The organism is Priestia sp. MDV22-iso46, from assembly GCF_058629175.1.
Genome location: NZ_JBZVWT010000001.1, coordinates 1,206,486 through 1,222,792 on the forward strand (window position 1 = coordinate 1,206,486; position 16,307 = coordinate 1,222,792).

A 16,307-nucleotide genomic window follows, 5' to 3' on the forward strand; every position below is an offset into this window, starting at 1 on the left:
CCTTTTAGAATAGCTTCAATTACGCAATGTGAATGTGTTATGCTACCGAAATAGATACCAATTAGGTAAGGGAATCGGAATTCTTTAGATACTATGTAGCTACTAGAGTAAGATTGCCTGTCCACTCGAAAAATGACAGATAAACCTTACTGCAGTAGGTAAGGAGTAGGTGGTTATGCAGGATGTTCTCATTTCTTATATACTGAAGGTTGTCCTTTTGAAATCAATAGCACCACAACAAATTGTATATCTCAGTTTCTAAAATAAGCAATCAAAGCAAAAAAAGAAGGATTGAAACCCTTCTTTTTTGCTATATAATTATTGGGCTGGTTTTGCTAATTTGAAGGAAGTAAAGACAATAAAATTTAAAACTATCTTCTTGTTTGCATTTCAATTTGTTGAGTAACCTTCTTCCCAAGTTCCTCTGATGCACTGCATAGATAGCTTAATACAATATTTTGTGTATCCTTTGATATGCCAGCAAGATCAGTGGAGAGGTTGTCCACTAAATGTTCTTTCTGCACAGGAGAAAGAGAACAATAGTATTCACCAGCCTGCGTAAAATCATCGGTTTCAGGCAAGTCCGATCGTATAAGTCGTCCCTCTACCCATCTACCATTTCCACTAGTCATGAGGGAGTCAGGTGACCAATTTTCTTGATGGTTGATTCGAATTTTACGAAAATCTGGCCCCAAGCGCCGACGTTGTGAATCCGAATAAATATTTGCACGCCCTTGAAGCATTTTATCGTCGGATAATTCAACTCCCTCCAGAAGATTCGACGGTGAAAATGCTATTTTCTCTACTTGTTCCATAAAATTAGTTGGATTACGATCCAATACTAATCGTCCAACCGGTAACAAGGGGTATTGCTGTTCATCCCATACCTTGGTATCGTCTAAAGGATCGAAAGAAAGAATAGCTTCATCTTCTGGCTTCATAAGCTGTACATAGAGCCCATACTCCACCGTCTTTCCCATTGCTATGGTATCATATAGATCCTTACCAGCAATATCAGGGTTTTCGCAGGCTAACTGATGTGCCTCATGACGGTCAATATACTGTTCACCAGCAAATGGAATCCAACGATATTTGACATAATGACGAGTTCCTCGTGCATTCCTCCATACATAGGTATTTACACTATGACCAGAAATATGACGCAGACTTTTCACTGTGCCGGCATCCGAGTAAAGTCGAACAAGGAAATGAGTTGATTCAGGGGCTCTAGCTACAAAGCTCCAAAATCGTTCAGGGTCTATTAAATTATTTACTGATGAGGGTAAAAATGCCTTAATGGACTCTGGAAAACGAATAGGATCTCTCACAGAAAACACGGGAATATGGTTAAAAACAAGATCAAAAACACCTGCTTGTGTATAAAATTTAGTAGCAAATCCACGCACATTACGAGAGGTATCTGGAGTACCCTTATTACTTACAGCAAGAGAAAACCTTACTGTGGTGGGAACTTGTTGGCCAGGTTGCTGTAAAAAACAAAGTGTTGTGTATTCGGACATAGAATGCTGTGTCTCAAAGTATCCAAAAGCGCCAAACCCTTTCACATGTACCGGCCTTTCTATAATCTTCTCATGAACAAACGTTTCCATTGTTTCATGCAAAATACTGTCCTGCTCTAGTATTGGACCTCTTTCACCTATAGTTTGCGAATGAAATTTTGCTGGTATATCCTCTGCCCATTGTGTAGACCTAGGATTTTTTAACTTATTACTTTTCTCCGTATTCTTGTTTTCTTCCATAATCCTACCTCCTATATGACCAACTCAATTATTTTAATACAACACAACACTTATGTATGCTAAGTCTCATGGCAATTATGACTAAAAATATTAAAATTACGAGTGGGAATTTTGGCTTAGAAACATTTTTTGGCTTCAAGCAAAGGTCAAATAAATTTAAAAAACGAAGAAAATATTCTCATGAAAATTAACAAGCTTGTAGTAGATACGTAAGCACTTTGGTAACATTGCATATCCACTCAAAAAATAAAGAAGAATTCTTACGGCAGTAGGGATGGGCAGATAGTGATGTAAGATTTGATTTCATTTCATATAGGAGATGTTGAGTGTTGTTCAAGTAAGGCTAATAAAGAGCGAAAGAACGAGGCTTAAAAAGGAGTGATTGATTATGATGTATGAATTAGAATTCGTAATCCTAGAAGAACAACGTGTAATTGATCATGCATCCCATCAACAGAGACATGATACTAATTTATCAACTGAAGAAACTTTTTTTAAAAAAAAGTACTGCATCTAGAAATCCCAATGTAACACAATCTAATTCTCAATGTTGTGTATCATGTTGCTAACGTTGTAAATAACAGATAATTTTAAATTATAAGTATAATAAAGGTGAAATAATGGTATAGTGGGAGATAAAACTACCTTATGAGTTATAAGTGAGGAGGTTTTATCTTCCTTTTTTTATTCTGTGTTTCTAAAAAATAAGACGGGGAGGATTTATATGAATAATGTTATTGATCTTTATCAATTCCGAAGACATAAAAAAATTAAGAAGGTTTTCCGTTTCATTGCATTAATTGCGATAAGTATTATATTGATTATGTTTATTTATATATTACTTATAATAGACACACATCATCCTTCTGAGTTTCCTTCTTACATTGAGCCTAAACCATAATACCTGAATGCTCTTAACCTCCTCACTTAAACTCAAAAACCTATTAGTAAAACTTAATAAAAACAGATATAGGCCCTTTTGAGTTCTTAAGGACCCAGATACTATATATTGAAACTACACATTTTTATTTTATATACTCTTCTTCATTCCGCATTCTCTACATTCACGTAAGAAAACGCCACCTTTTACGGAACTTTTGAAGTAAGCTGAATTGCAATTGTCGCATCGACCACTTATCTTATTATCGAGACTGAAATTCAAATAATATAGTTAAAATAAGGGTCCTTACATATTAGACATGTCTAATATGTAAGGACCCTTCTATTCACAAACTTTTTTGTAGCCAAAGACTTAAGCAATAAATAGAGTGATGAATTTTATCTAATTCATCACCCTATTCATTATGCGTTACTATGTTAATTATAAAATTTGGTTTTTTCTTATTCAAATAAGGCACTATTACTAATGCACGGAGAATATCTACACTTCAAATCCTTTGATTTTAGCGTCAGGACTTAATGTCTTTTCTGGTACAAATTCGTCTGGTTGTTCTCCATTTTTCACTTTGTTTGCCCAGTCATGGTTAGCAAGTGCTCCACGACCTAAAGTGATGACATCTGCTTCACCTTTTTCGATAATTTCTTTCGCTTTTTCTGGGTCATGAAGGCTTCCGTTTGCGATAACAGGTAATTTGCTGTACTTTTTAGCTAATGCTGCAAGAGTAGCTCCAGTTTCTTCGCCTTCAGAGAATGCAGGTTGCCATGCTTCAAATTCTGTTACATGGATAAAGTCTAGTCCTGCTTGTCCTAACTGACCAAAAATAATTTCAGCGTCTTTCTCTTTATCGGCCCACTTATGATAATAGTCATTTATTTTACCTTGAGAAATTCTAATACCAACTGGATAGTCTTTTCCAACTGCTTCACGCACTGCTTCTGAAACCTCTACTAATAAACGAACACGATTTTCAGTAGTGCCACCATATTCATCAGTTCGCTTATTTGCATAATCTGTTAAGAACTGGTCTAGGATATATCCATTTGCACCGTGGATTTCAACTCCATCAAAACCAGCCTTTTTAGCATTCTTTGCAGCCTCAGCAAATCCTTTAATTACTACTTTAATATCTTCTTTTGTTGCTTCTTTAGGTACTGGGAATTTACCATTACCACCATAAACCTTCATTTGTTCTCCTTTTGGTTCAACAACTGATGGCCCAATTGAGTCCTTTACAAATCGATTTCCTTGAGATAAAGCACCTGCATGCATCAATTGAAGGATTATTTTTCCGTCTTCTTGATGAACAGCATCTGTAACCTTTTTCCAACCCTTAATTTGTTCGTCATTAATGATACCAGGTTGATCGAAATATCCTTGACTATAAGCATCATCTGGATATGTTCCTTCAGTTATGATTAAACTAAATCCTCCACGAGCAAATTTCGCATAATAATTAACCATTTCGTCAGTGGCTACACCTTCTGGTGTAGCGCTTGTGCGTGTCATTGGGGCAACACCTACGCGATTGTCAATTGTAATACTACCTAATTTCACTGTGTCGAAAAGTAAATTGTTGTTTGGCATAATATATACTCCTTCTTTATTTAAAATTATATATGGTGATAAATTGTTGAATTAACACCTATTAATTCCGCACGCCATACCCTCTGGGAAATCAGGCTGCTTTTTATTAATTTCTTCTGCAATAATATCTTCAAAAGATTCTTTAGAACGAATACCAGCTATTTTGGTATCACCAATAATAAAAGTGGGCACTGCAGAGATATCTGCTTCTTTATATGCATGTTGAAGTGCCTTTTGATGTGTCTCCCGATACTTTCTCGTTTCCAGAGCTGATCGTACTCATCTGTATTTAAATTGACTTCGCCAGCTAGCTTGGTCAGTATATTAATATCACCGATATCTTGTTCTTCTTGGAAAAAAGCTTTTAGTATATGTTTGTTATATTCGTTTCCTTTCCCATTTTCCTTTGCATATTGATAGCCTTCAAATGCCAAATGAGTATATGGTTGAGGAGAAACTTCTGGAAGTACTATATTAACTCCCATTCTTTCTGCCATAGGGTAAACAGATTGTCTCCAAGTGCTCTGTAGATAGCTCCCTTCAGGCTTTAAAGTTTCAGTCGGAAAAGGACGTAATTCATAAGGCATCCACTCTACTTCTACATCCTTTCCTTTAATTGCTGCCTCCAATGGCTGTTCAGCTAGAAAACAAAAAGGACAAACGTAATCAGAATAAACCTTTATCTTTACCGTCACGTATAATACCGCCTTCCTTAACATAATTAATTTGTTACTATTGATAACAAACTTGTTATGCCCTTATAATAATATACAATATATAATCAGTAAAATAGATATATCAGAACGTAACGTTCAATAAAATTGAACTAAGGAAGGAAGAAGCAATATGGAGCTTAGACACCTGGTCACATTTAAAACGATTGTAGAGAAAGATGGCTTTAAAAGAGCAGCTGATCTTCTCGGGTATGCTCAATCGTCTGTTACCACCCATATTAAAGAATTAGAAAGAGAATTGGGAAAACCCTTATTCGATCGATTAGGTAAAAAAGTGGTGTTGACTCAATATGGTCACCACTTTTTACCGTATGCGGCCAAAATCATTGATTTATATTCACAAGCTTTAAACACCAATGATGAGCCGATTGGAAACCTCATTATAGGTATTTCTGAATCACTCACAATAGACCGTATCCCCCCAATACTAATTGAATATAAGAGATTATATCCGAAGGTTAGTCTCTCTTTAAAATCAATTGATAATTATGATGTAACATCATATTTACAAAACGGAGATATTGATCTTGCATTGATACTCGAGAAAGATGATTTATCCCTTCCAGAACTTTTTACGGAGAATTTGAAAAGAGAAAAAATGGTTCTAATACGCCCTAACGACGTTGAAGACTCTAGCACAGTACTATATACCGAGCGATCATGCAGTTATAAATCTGTTTTTGAACACTATATAAATTACAAGCAAATGGATGTAAAAGAGAGTCTGGATTTTCAAAGTATTGAGGCTATAAAGCAGTGTGTTAGAAGTGGTCTTGGTATTTCGCTCGTTCCTTATTTCTCAGTAAAAGAAGAGCTAATGACAAACAAATTGTCGGGTGAAGAAGTACCGCCAGATCATCCTGCCATTTCTACTTTCCTTGCTTATCACAAAGATAAATGGCTCTCACCAGCTATTTTAAAAATGAATGAATTGATAAGGGAACATGCTAAGGGATGGGAATAATCTTTTACTACCCAAATTACATTTAATGCGTATTCATAATGAATACGCATTATCTAAAGCACTAACAACAACTAAAAAATTAACATTGTAATAGCAATAAAAAAGGGAGTATTGATAGCATGATAGGACAATTGGTAAGAAAAGGATTACCAAAAGAGGTGGAAAAGGCGTTAGATAACCTACGAGTAATAGGAAACGAAGCTGTGCATCCAGGTACTATAGATATAAAGGATAACGCTAATGTTGCATTTGCTTTATTTAGACTATTGAACTTTGTTGTAGATAGAATGATTACACAATTAAAAGAAATTGATGAAATTTATGAATTGTTACCTGAGGGGAAAAGAAAGGGAATTGAACAACGTAATACTAGAGTCACTAGTAAACAAGGTTAAGCATACCTTGTTTACTTTTATGTTAAAGGCATCGTAATGCGCTCACCGTAAACTTTAACAAATTTAAAGTGAATTTAAAAACTGACTTTTAAAAAGCTATTTTATATCATTACTCTTACTGACGATAAATGAATATTTTTCTAAAATATAAGCATTTTAGAAAGACTTTTTTAATAATACATTTCAATTTTTATATAGAGGCTTTTAACATAAACTATTCTGACGAGTTTCTTTCTTTTATTTTACCAAAAGTGTTCGTAAAAGTGTGTCGTTTTTAAAGAACGTTTGTAAAGTGATTTTAAATATAAGTGAACGTTAAGAGTAATGGATTTTATATCTGAAAGTAAAGTTCGTAAAGGTATACTTTTTCGAACTTTATTATTTTCTATTAATTCACGAATCAAAATATATAGATGTCTGAAAAAATAAAGAAGCTAGAAGATTTTGTGCGTGAAAAGTGGGTTCCTGAAGGAGCTGATTCAGCGCATCGTGTGCAATGTATCAGCTCCTATAAAATTAAAACATGCTCCCATAATCCTAGCTTTCCCTTTGCTGGAATAAATTCATCCAGCATCTGCATATCCTCAACTACCCAAGCATAACCTCCCACTATAAAGTTACCCATAAAATAGTCATTCCCTGATACGATTCGACCATCCTCCAGAATGGCCCATGTCTCATTGTTTTCAGTTACCTTCAAACAATCTACAAGTTTGCATACAGCAATGATCTGGCCAGTTGGAAGATTCTCTGGTGTGTATCCGTGCTTACCAAGCAACGACTTTATGGCTATATGGTTAGAGACGTCTTTATCTATTTTTTTACTTGTGTGAATGGCAAGTGGCCCCCGATAATTCGTTCTCCATGACCTTGTTTCATATGTTGCCTCTCTAAGGACAAAAAGGCTTGCCCACGGCTGGATCATTGATAAAACCTTCATTCTGACAGCCTCCAACCTATAGAAGTTTATTTTGATTATAGAGTGTCCCTTTAAAGGAATATTATGAGCAAAAGGCAGAATATCAGTTCACGGAGATCCAATTTATGAGGCATGAGTCATGACCAGTGATCATTAATATCATATATTAATCAGCAAACTATTTTTGTTAGGTTTTACAAACTCACTAGATGTGATTGGGCACGAACTTACACATGTAGTGACCCAGTTCACAAGCGGGCTAGAATATGAAAAGCAGCCTGGAGCTTTAAACGAACAGATTTAATGTGGTTTTTTATACCAATTGTGGAATTTTACGTAACGGAAGGAATTCAACTGGTGAATCGATTCAACTAGGCGTAAGTAAAATTAATATTTATAGTGATATGAAGTATGCATATTTTACAAAAGCACGCGAAATTCTAAGTACTACCGAATACTGGGATCCACTTTATTTTCCGAAAAGCCAAACAAAAAGCGTTTGTCAGGTTGAAGGGTGCAATGGTAAACACAAGAGTTTAGGTTATTGTTCGAAGCATTATAAACGATTTAGAAGTCATGGAGATCCTTTTTTAGTTGCGCCAACACACGGAGAGATTAAAAGGGTAAAAGATTAAATTTGTCATAATTAAGGTTCAGAAAAAGAGAACCTGAAAAGGGTTCTCCTTCTTACTATGAATTATATTATATTTGTCCAGTGGTACAATATTAGATATGTAAATAATAAATTATTTACGATATATTTATGGTTTTAAACTTCACACTTATTGAAGACAAATATGGACTTATGCATGGAGGTATAAGGATTTTCAATCTTAAATATATTTGATTACTACATGGTATTAGATTATAATTCTCTAGATTTGTCTCTCGTAGGTAAAATCTGCTGTTCCCCTTTTTCATAAAGCCATAATAATTTTCTTATAATATTAAGACGAGAGACAATAAAAGAGGCAATAAAAGTCGAAAAGATACTAATTATTGCTCCAACTATAACATCAGCAGGGTAGTGCACACCTACCCAGATACGAGAGATCCCAACAACAAGGGCAAGCATAATCCCTATGTATCTCCATCTCTTTTGATATATAAAGAAAGTCATACAGAATGCAAAGAACAAAATAGTGTGGTCACTTGGGAAAGAGTTGTCTACTGCTTTCTCAATTAATTTATTTACATTAGATAATTCAGCAAATGGTTGGTTGTTTGAATGCAACGTTCCAGCAATTTTCCCCATCATCTCAGCTAAAATAAAAGAAATAGTAGCTGAAATGATCATCATCCTGTTCTCCTCTCTCCTAGTAAACCAGAAAATTAAAGCGATAAAGGCAAGGACAAAAACCATATATTCAGCCATAAATATAAAAAAATTATTTAAATAGGTATACTCCTTACCAAAATCATTAATCGTTCTAAACAAATCAACATTCATTTCAAATAAATCCATGATTTATGTTTCCTCCTTGAATTTATATCCATATAAAAGAAGTATAGATAATCTTCTACAAATTAATAATTGATTTATCTTACATTATCCTTAACTGGAGTTGTATATTGTATTCATCTCAAGCTTCTTTTTTAATAATAAAGTAGTAAAAAGCAGAAATTCCTAAAACGACAAACATAATAAGTAGTAAGATCATTGTATGTTCACCTTCTTTCTTATAAGGTTTGTCGGGATAGACGTTTCAGCTGCTACTGGAGAGTCAAAAAATACTCTTTTTAATTTTTTATATTCAAAGAAAAGTAAAGCTATACTCATACAGGTTAACAATGTGGTAACAGAACGAGCTGGTATCTCAAAACAAAAATCAAGAATAGTAATATTTACTGTGATAGGTAAATAAATATTGTTTCCTAAAGTTGCTGTCTTTGGAATTACTAATAATAAGGCTGCTGTTATTTCTCCAAAAGCAATAAAAAGATTATATGTATCCGAATATCCAAAGAAATGCCATGCTAATTGCATTGCTGAGTCCTTTGTCGAGTCATATATAAAGTCGCCAGTAGAAAACATTTTGGCAATGCCGTAAATCAAGAAAGTTAATGCTAAAGACCATCTAAAAGTAGTAATAATCGTCATTCTAAGCTTTTTTAGAAATGTACTTCTATTCATCGGTTTTCCCACTTTCTGTTTCCGTTTTAATAAACCTATTTTGTATTTCTTTACTAGGAACGAGACAACTTTCTTTTTTCCCAAAGAATCGATATCGGTTCTTTGCAATAAAACGGTACACTTTATCTCTAATTTTTTCAGGTATTACCCAAAAGAGAACGAAGAACCTTATAGGTCCGGTAAGCTTATTTATGATATGTAAGATTGCTGTAGATTCAGTATATATTTGATCTTTATCAATTAAGATAATGGAATCCAATTGCTTATTATTCAGATTGTAATCTGTTATCAATGAGCATGCTAAATCTGATTGAAGAGACAAAAATTTAAATATGCCTTTAGGATCCCTTTTTATAACAAATTGAACCCAATGATTACATACGTTACATATACCATCAAACATAATAATAGGTTGATTGTCTTTTTTCACCTTCAATATATTTCATCCCTTTAGTTAATTGTAAATATTTTCTACAAATAATTATAATACGAGATTTAATAAAGCTCACCTAACAATAATGTAAGACGGGCTTACAATTTTGTTAGGTGAGCTTTATTTTTTGTTAAGAGTGCCTAGAAATCACATTATGGTAACTAGAATTGAACGCCTTATATGTTTAAAATAAACGTATCTAAGCATTTTGAAAGGAGTTATTTATTTAATGAATCTTCCTAATGGAGTAACGGGTTTTTATAGTTCAATAGATAATAAACCGAATGAAATAGATGAGAACCATTTTAAAAGTATCTGCTTCGATTTGATCAGAAGAAATCAAGGGAAGATATTAAAGATTGATGAGGCAAATTTAACAAGTAATTTTTCAAAGGTAAAAGTAAATGTTTTTAATCGAGAGATATATGTGTTACTCAATGCATATTATCCTTTTCTCGCTCTTGCTTCTACTGTTGAATTTCAACATATTAATTTTATTGATGATCCTGTGTTATCAAAGGGTTTTATGCCATTCTATAAAGTTCTAAGTAAAGAAGAACTTAATGAACCTTTAGATATAAGAAACAGCAAAGGAAAAGTAAGCTTAGAAAATAAGAATAACCTGAACAGCAGTGAGTTAGAACAAATCTTTTATTGGAAACCAAATACTGTTGGAGAAGTTATGTTCAACTTTTGGGATTGATCTTATGAAATAAGCTTCTTTTACTACAAAATTATTTCCGATAATCCGTTTTATGTTAACTAAAAATATATAGTATTTACATTTTAAGAAGAAAAAAGCAACTGTCCTATATCAGTGGCTTTTTTTGCAATGAATGCATGTCGTCAACTCGAAAACAGAATGAAAATTTCCAAATAGACACTTCCCAGCGTCCCAAATAGTTTGCTCAAGACATTGAATTTTATAAATAAAATTATACTTCTAGGAGAAGTTAAGGAGAAAAACAAATGTTTATAAAATAAGTTTTAAGACTAGAGCTTTTAAATTATATATAGTACTATTGGTGTTTCTGAAAAAGCTCATGATAAAGTGAGGAAGTAGAAAGTGAGGTCGAAATATCTATGCACTTCCCTCTTAAGGAACCAGTTCTTATATTTGGTTTTGCTGTATTAATTTTTTTATTGTTCCCTATACTCATGGGGAAATTAAGAATACCTGCTATTATTGGTCCCATTATTGCAGGTATTATCGTTGGACCAAATGGGCTAGAAATATTAGAACGAGATTCGACTATTCAATTGCTTGGAACAGTTGGATTGCTGTTTATCATGTTCATAGCAGGGCTTGAGTTGGATCTTGATGGTTTCAAAAAATACCGAAATCGCAGCATTTTGTTTGGAATGCTCTCGTTTTTAATTCCATTAGTTCTTGGAGTACTCATAGGGTTATGGCTTCATCTCAGCATGCTTTCAGCCATTCTATTCGGTAGTATTTTCTCTACCCATACCCTTTTAGGATATCCTGCCATTAGCCGGCTAGGCGTGGCGAAAAACCAAGCTGTCACCACAGCAGTTGGCGGTACATTATTAACCGATAGCTTGGCATTACTTTTTCTTGCCGTCATAACAGGGGCGTCTGAAGGTCATTTAACAGTTAGATTTTTTGTATACTTGATTGTTGCAACGGCTCTTTTTGCGGTAGTTGTTCTATTCTTAACTCCTTACCTGACAAAGTGGTTCTTTAAACGTTCTAATAATGAAGGAACAACAGAATTTAATTTTGTTCTAGCCATTTTATTTGTTGCAGGAGCAATCTCTTTATTTGTTGGATTAGAACCAATTATCGGCGCATTCTTGGCTGGCCTGGCTTTAAATCGGTACATTTATGACCATGGTCCGTTAATGAATCGAATTCGTTTTACGGCAAATGCCTTATTTATTCCATTTTTCTTGTTATCTGTAGGTATGTTGATGGATCTTGGCGTTCTTATATCCATTCCCAAAACATTGTTAACCATCGCATTAATTACCATTGTAGCAATTGGAAGCAAACTACTTGCCAGTTGGGTTACCAGTAAAGTATATGGTTATTCCAAGACTGAACGTAACGTTATATTTGGTCTTTCCACTACTCATGCAGCAGCAACACTAGCCATCACACTTGTTGGATATGAATTTGGATTATTTGACCAACAGATCATCAATGCTGTAATTATTGTTATATTAGTTACGTGTATTCTTGGCCCTTACTTGTGTGAAAAATATGGAAGAAAACTAGCTGTTGCACAAGATAAAGAATCACTGGATGATACACTTCCAGAACGTATATTAATAACCATTACGAATTCAGACACAATAGAATCTTTACTTGATTTAGGATTTGTTCTTAAGAAGGCGAAAAAGACAGAAGAACCGATTTATCCCCTAACAGTTATTCAAAAGGATTTAAAGCAAGCGGATCATGAAGTAGCACAAGCTGAAAGAATGCTTGGACACGCTCTCACGTATGCATCAGGAGCAGATGTTCCCGTTAGGTTATTGACACGCGTAGATCATAATATTGGATGGGGTATTGAACGTGCTGCTACAGAAGAACGAATCACAACAATTATCGTAGGATGGGATGGTTCAGTGAAAGAAAGCCAAAAGGTCTTTGGTAGAGTTATTGATAATTTCCTTGAACATACCTATCAACGCTCACTCATTACAACAATTAAGCATCCGTTGAATACGATGGAACGAGTGATTCTTATTCTGCCAAATAATATCGTACACAAGCCAGGATTTGAAGATTCAATTACAATTATTAAAGGTATTGTATCCCAACTCAATGCGACAATTCAAGGTCTTGTCATTCGTGATGACTTAGAAGCTTATAGAAAAGCTTCGGAACAGGTACACCCTAATGTCGAAGTCGAGTTCCAATCCATTGATTGCTGGAATTCCGTTTACAAAAATGGTTTGAATGATATTAAGTCAACTGATCTTGTGATTTTATTAAGTGCTAGAAAAGGTACTGTGGCATGGCACCCGGAATTAGAAACATTACCTAAAAAGCTAGCTTCGATGAATCTTAAAAACTTCATCGTGTTCTACCCAACAGAAATGAAGGAAACAGATATTCGAGGCTCACGTGGTACAGAAATTCCCAAAGAATTACTTCTTAAAAGTGATTATGAAAGCTAATGATGTTTTATATGCCACAGTGTGGTCTAATATATCATTAAAAAAATTTAATTGGCTAAAAAATAAAACCCTTGTCACATCTATATTTGTGGCGAGGGTTTTATTTGCATCACATGTAATCTTACACCTTTTAATTAATAAAAAAGTTCATTGATTTGCAATAGGTTGTTACGACATACGAGTCTTTATTTAGCAAATAGATAAAGACTTATTAATTTTATATTCCTTTTGGTTATCTAAAATCGGTTTTATGTTAACTAAAGTTGTAGATGATATTCACTTCAAAAGTAAAAAAACTCTCTATTTCCGTAGAGAGTTTTTCTACTACAAGAATTATCTATCATATAGGTTGACGTGTTGGAGCATCTTAGACAATTTGTTCAAGAATCAAATTTGTAATCCTCTCTAATAAGATCTGTATTTTTAAATGGAGAATCAACAACAAGCATTATCTACAGGTAGCTTTTCATTTGGCCCAACGCTATCCTCACCCTTATGAACCTCACTATCAGATTTCGTATAAAAGAATTCCCATTCATTCCCGTCAGGATCTGTTACCCAAAACTTATCTTGTACAGCATAGCAGCATGTTATATCCATTTCTTGACGGGCAAAGAAGCCTTCTTTTTCTAATCGTGATTTATGGGAATGGATTTCTTGGGGAGTTTCTACTTGGAAGCCGAAATGATTCACTTGATTACCCTTTACTTCGTCCTGTACATTTAAAGTGAAATTTAATCTTGGCTCATCTAATAAGAATTTAGCATAATCTACTTTCGTTTTTACAGGTTGAACGCCAAATACCTTTTGATAAAATTCAATGGACGCCTCTAGATTTGTTACATTAATTCCTACATGAACATATTTCATTTACACTTCCTCCTTCGCATGATAAACAATATTATTTTGAATGTAGTAAATTACGAGCATGAGCCGCTTTTACTTGTATCTTTTCTAAACAAGCAGCAAAGCTCCTCAGATAACAGGTGATTTACCTCTTTATCATTTAAATCATAATAGCTCCATGTCCCTTTCGTTTCTTTTGTGATGAGGTTTGCTTCTAATAAAATCTTTAAATGATAGGAAAGTTTAGATTGAGACATTCCAAAGCATTCAGTTAGATCACATACGCATGTCTGTCCTCGCTGACAGAGCTCATACATAATTTCTAATCTCTTTTGATCAGCAAGAGCTTTAAATTTTTGTTCGTACTGTTTAAATGGGTGCTTTTCTTCATTAACTTTTTCCATTGTCATTCCCCTTCATCAATTTTTTTTGATTTAAAGTTCAAAGCTTTCGGCAGCTTTTTTAAAGTTACTATATGTAGTTTCCCCTCTTAGCATAGGATCTTGATGAAAAAAACGCTGAAAGATTAGGTTTTGTGCTTTCTTATGGTTCATCCCTTGAGTGTTCATAACTAAATGAAAATAGGCTCGAAAGTACGTAACTGATAAGTTTCCAGAGTTGTTGACTCTCACTGCTTTCATCCTCACTTTTATAAATCAATTTTTTTTGATGTATTCATCATATCTGGAAAATTTAGATAAATCAAGGTATTCATCAACTTTTTTTGATTAATATTTAAAATGTATATTTTCGTTTAAAATATAATAAAATACTTATATAATTATATTTGAAAATAAGGAGGTGAGTCATAATGGATGTAAAAGCGCAGGTAGAAGTGGAAAAAGCAGTACAGATACTGAAGCTGCTTGGAGATAAGACAAGATTGTCAATGATGAAGCTGCTTCAAAATAACGAGTGCTGTGTTTGTGAGCTAGTTGAAATTTATAAAGCAAGTCAACCGGCTATTAGCCAACACTTACGTAAATTAAGAGATATCGAACTTGTAAGTGAAAGACGAAAAGGACATTGGATCTTCTATTCCTTAAATAAAGAAAACAGCTATTATCAGTTTGTCCTTGATATACTCGATTCTTTGCCAAGCGAAGATGAACGATTAAAAGAACTAGAAAAGCAAGGATTACGTATTAGTTGTTGCTAATAGTAGGAGGTTTGTAAAGTGGTATCAGTTATAGTAGCTTCCCTCATTTTCTTAGTGACATTGATTTTTGTCATTTGGCAGCCGAAGAACTTGTCTATTGGCTGGTCAGCATGCGGAGGCGCAGTATTAGCTCTTTTAGCGGGTGTGGTTGATTTCCATGACGTGCTAAATGTAACTCAAATTGTATGGAATGCAACATTAACGTTTATTGCAGTTATTATTATTTCCTTAATTTTAGATGAAATTGGATTTTTTGAGTGGGCAGCTTTACATATGGCACGAGCTGCAGGAGGAAATGGCGTTCGCATGTTTGTGTATGTATCCCTACTTGGAGCTGTAGTAGCCGCATTATTCGCAAATGATGGAGCAGCCTTAATTCTAACCCCTATTGTACTTGCCATGGTACGAGCACTAAAATTTGAAGAAAAAATGGTCTTTCCTTTTATTATCGCCAGTGGATTCATTGCAGATACAACATCGTTACCTCTTGTAGTAAGTAACTTGGTCAACATTGTATCAGCTGATTTCTTTGGTATTCGCTTTTCTGAATTTGCATCACGTATGATTGTGCCAGATCTGTTCTCACTTTTGGCAAGTATTGTTGTCTTATATTTGTACTTTCGTAAAAGCATTCCTAAGAAATACAACTTAGATGACTTACAGAAACCGGTTGAGGCTATTAAAGATGAAAAAATGTTCCGTTTATCAGGAATCGTTTTATTCATTTTAGTTCTTGGTTACTTTATTGGTGAGTTTTTCGATGTTCCCGTTTCAATTATTGCAGGAATTATTGCAATTTTATTCTTAGGAATAGCGAGAAAGAGTCCCGCTGTTCACACTAAAAAAGTGTTAGCAGGAGCTCCATGGGCAATTGTTTTCTTTTCCATTGGTATGTATGTGGTTGTCTACGGATTACGTAATGTAGGGCTAACTGAAGTATTAGCAAGCCTTATTCAAACAGCGGCTGACCATGGATTGTTTGCAGCAACTATTGGCATGGGATTCATTGCAGCCATTCTTTCATCGATTATGAACAACATGCCAACCGTGATGATTGATGCTTTGGCCATTGATGCAACTTCTGCAACAGGTACAATTAAAGAAGCCTTGATTTATGCAAATGTCATTGGTTCGGACTTAGGACCAAAAATTACACCTATTGGCTCTCTAGCCACTCTCTTATGGCTCCACGTTCTTTCGACAAAAGGAGTTAAGATTTCTTGGGGAACCTATTTTAAAACAGGTATCATCTTAACCATCCCAACATTGTTTATTACGCTTGTTGGTTTATATATTTGGTTATCAATTATTTCTTAACACATTATAAAGGA

15 protein-coding genes and 3 pseudogenes are annotated in these 16,307 nt (G+C 34.3%); 7 read left to right on the forward strand and 11 right to left on the reverse strand.

Annotated features, from left to right (window positions below; genetic code table 11):
* Nucleotides 1-371: 371 nt before the first annotated feature.
* The 5 genes and pseudogenes from AC4NPH_RS06240 to AC4NPH_RS06260 all read right to left on the reverse strand — a co-directional run.
* Nucleotides 372-1,760, reverse strand: a complete 1,389-nt coding sequence (locus AC4NPH_RS06240) for a catalase (protein WP_491938659.1) — start codon at nucleotides 1,758-1,760, stop codon at nucleotides 372-374.
* Between the two features lie 1,030 nt (nucleotides 1,761-2,790).
* Nucleotides 2,791-2,895, reverse strand: a pseudogene (locus AC4NPH_RS06245) (DUF8096 family protein); the annotation flags it as partial.
* 246 nt (nucleotides 2,896-3,141) lie between these two features.
* Nucleotides 3,142-4,245, reverse strand: a complete 1,104-nt coding sequence (locus AC4NPH_RS06250) for an NADH:flavin oxidoreductase (protein ID WP_491938660.1) — start codon at nucleotides 4,243-4,245, stop codon at nucleotides 3,142-3,144.
* Between the two features lie 51 nt (nucleotides 4,246-4,296).
* Complete coding sequence (locus tag AC4NPH_RS06255; protein WP_491938735.1) at nucleotides 4,297-4,512, reverse strand: thioredoxin domain-containing protein; 216 nt, start codon at nucleotides 4,510-4,512, stop codon at nucleotides 4,297-4,299.
* A pseudogene (locus AC4NPH_RS06260) lies at nucleotides 4,506-4,964 on the reverse strand (DsbA family oxidoreductase); the annotation flags it as partial. The gene AC4NPH_RS06255 and the pseudogene AC4NPH_RS06260, both read right to left, overlap by 7 nt.
* A 127-nt stretch (nucleotides 4,965-5,091) precedes the next feature.
* Here AC4NPH_RS06260 and AC4NPH_RS06265 point away from each other — a divergent pair.
* Nucleotides 5,092-5,943: a LysR family transcriptional regulator gene (locus tag AC4NPH_RS06265; protein ID WP_491938661.1), complete on the forward strand. Its 852-nt coding sequence runs from the start codon at nucleotides 5,092-5,094 to the stop codon at nucleotides 5,941-5,943.
* 119 nt (nucleotides 5,944-6,062) lie between these two features.
* Entirely contained in the window at nucleotides 6,063-6,338 is a 276-nt protein-coding gene (locus AC4NPH_RS06270; protein ID WP_013056458.1) for a DUF4145 domain-containing protein, read from the forward strand.
* A gap of 508 nt (nucleotides 6,339-6,846) precedes the next feature.
* On the opposite strand, the gene AC4NPH_RS06275 is transcribed toward AC4NPH_RS06270, so the two are convergent.
* Nucleotides 6,847-7,278 (reverse strand): ASCH domain-containing protein, encoded by a 432-nt coding sequence (locus tag AC4NPH_RS06275; protein ID WP_013056457.1) that lies wholly within the window; start codon nucleotides 7,276-7,278, stop codon nucleotides 6,847-6,849.
* Nucleotides 7,279-7,450: 172 nt separating this feature from the next.
* On the opposite strand from AC4NPH_RS06275, the pseudogene AC4NPH_RS06280 reads away from it, so the two are divergent.
* Nucleotides 7,451-7,558 (forward strand): annotated as a pseudogene (locus AC4NPH_RS06280) (M4 family metallopeptidase); the annotation flags it as partial.
* Nucleotides 7,559-8,122: 564 nt separating this feature from the next.
* Here AC4NPH_RS06280 and AC4NPH_RS06285 read toward each other — a convergent pair.
* The 3 genes from AC4NPH_RS06285 to AC4NPH_RS06295 all read right to left on the reverse strand — a co-directional run bounded on the left by AC4NPH_RS06285 (nucleotide 8,123) and on the right by AC4NPH_RS06295 (nucleotide 9,821).
* Nucleotides 8,123-8,722 carry an undecaprenyl-diphosphatase gene (locus tag AC4NPH_RS06285; protein ID WP_491938662.1) on the reverse strand — a complete coding sequence of 200 codons (600 nt, stop codon included), beginning with the start codon at nucleotides 8,720-8,722 and terminating at the stop codon, nucleotides 8,123-8,125.
* A 192-nt stretch (nucleotides 8,723-8,914) separates the two neighbouring features.
* Nucleotides 8,915-9,391: a hypothetical protein gene (locus AC4NPH_RS06290; protein WP_491938663.1), complete on the reverse strand. Its 477-nt coding sequence runs from the start codon at nucleotides 9,389-9,391 to the stop codon at nucleotides 8,915-8,917.
* Entirely contained in the window at nucleotides 9,384-9,821 is a 438-nt protein-coding gene (locus tag AC4NPH_RS06295; RefSeq protein WP_041816672.1) for a thiol-disulfide oxidoreductase DCC family protein, read from the reverse strand. The genes AC4NPH_RS06290 and AC4NPH_RS06295 overlap by 8 nt, the downstream gene beginning before the upstream one ends.
* Before the next feature lie 232 nt (nucleotides 9,822-10,053).
* Here AC4NPH_RS06295 and AC4NPH_RS06300 point away from each other — a divergent pair, with 232 nt between their 5' ends.
* A complete protein-coding gene (locus AC4NPH_RS06300; protein WP_013056453.1) occupies nucleotides 10,054-10,527 on the forward strand; it encodes a hypothetical protein in 474 nt (157 codons plus the stop codon).
* 380 nt (nucleotides 10,528-10,907) lie between these two features.
* Entirely contained in the window at nucleotides 10,908-12,971 is a 2,064-nt protein-coding gene (locus AC4NPH_RS06305) for a cation:proton antiporter (protein ID WP_098315490.1), read from the forward strand.
* A 435-nt stretch (nucleotides 12,972-13,406) separates the two neighbouring features.
* Here AC4NPH_RS06305 and AC4NPH_RS06310 read toward each other — a convergent pair whose 3' ends face one another.
* Nucleotides 13,407-13,841 carry an ArsI/CadI family heavy metal resistance metalloenzyme gene (locus tag AC4NPH_RS06310; RefSeq protein WP_098598785.1) on the reverse strand — a complete coding sequence of 145 codons (435 nt, stop codon included), beginning with the start codon at nucleotides 13,839-13,841 and terminating at the stop codon, nucleotides 13,407-13,409.
* Between the two features lie 50 nt (nucleotides 13,842-13,891).
* Nucleotides 13,892-14,221: an ArsR/SmtB family transcription factor gene (locus tag AC4NPH_RS06315; RefSeq protein ID WP_029324433.1), complete on the reverse strand. Its 330-nt coding sequence runs from the start codon at nucleotides 14,219-14,221 to the stop codon at nucleotides 13,892-13,894.
* 407 nt (nucleotides 14,222-14,628) lie between these two features.
* Between AC4NPH_RS06315 and AC4NPH_RS06320 the strand changes: the two genes are divergently transcribed.
* Together AC4NPH_RS06320 and AC4NPH_RS06325 are read left to right on the forward strand one after the other, a co-directional pair.
* Complete coding sequence (locus tag AC4NPH_RS06320) at nucleotides 14,629-14,976, forward strand: ArsR/SmtB family transcription factor (protein WP_098197175.1); 348 nt, start codon at nucleotides 14,629-14,631, stop codon at nucleotides 14,974-14,976.
* Between the two features lie 18 nt (nucleotides 14,977-14,994).
* Nucleotides 14,995-16,293 (forward strand): arsenic transporter, encoded by a 1,299-nt coding sequence (locus AC4NPH_RS06325; RefSeq protein WP_491938664.1) that lies wholly within the window; start codon nucleotides 14,995-14,997, stop codon nucleotides 16,291-16,293.
* The last annotated feature ends 14 nt before the right edge of the window (nucleotides 16,294-16,307 follow it).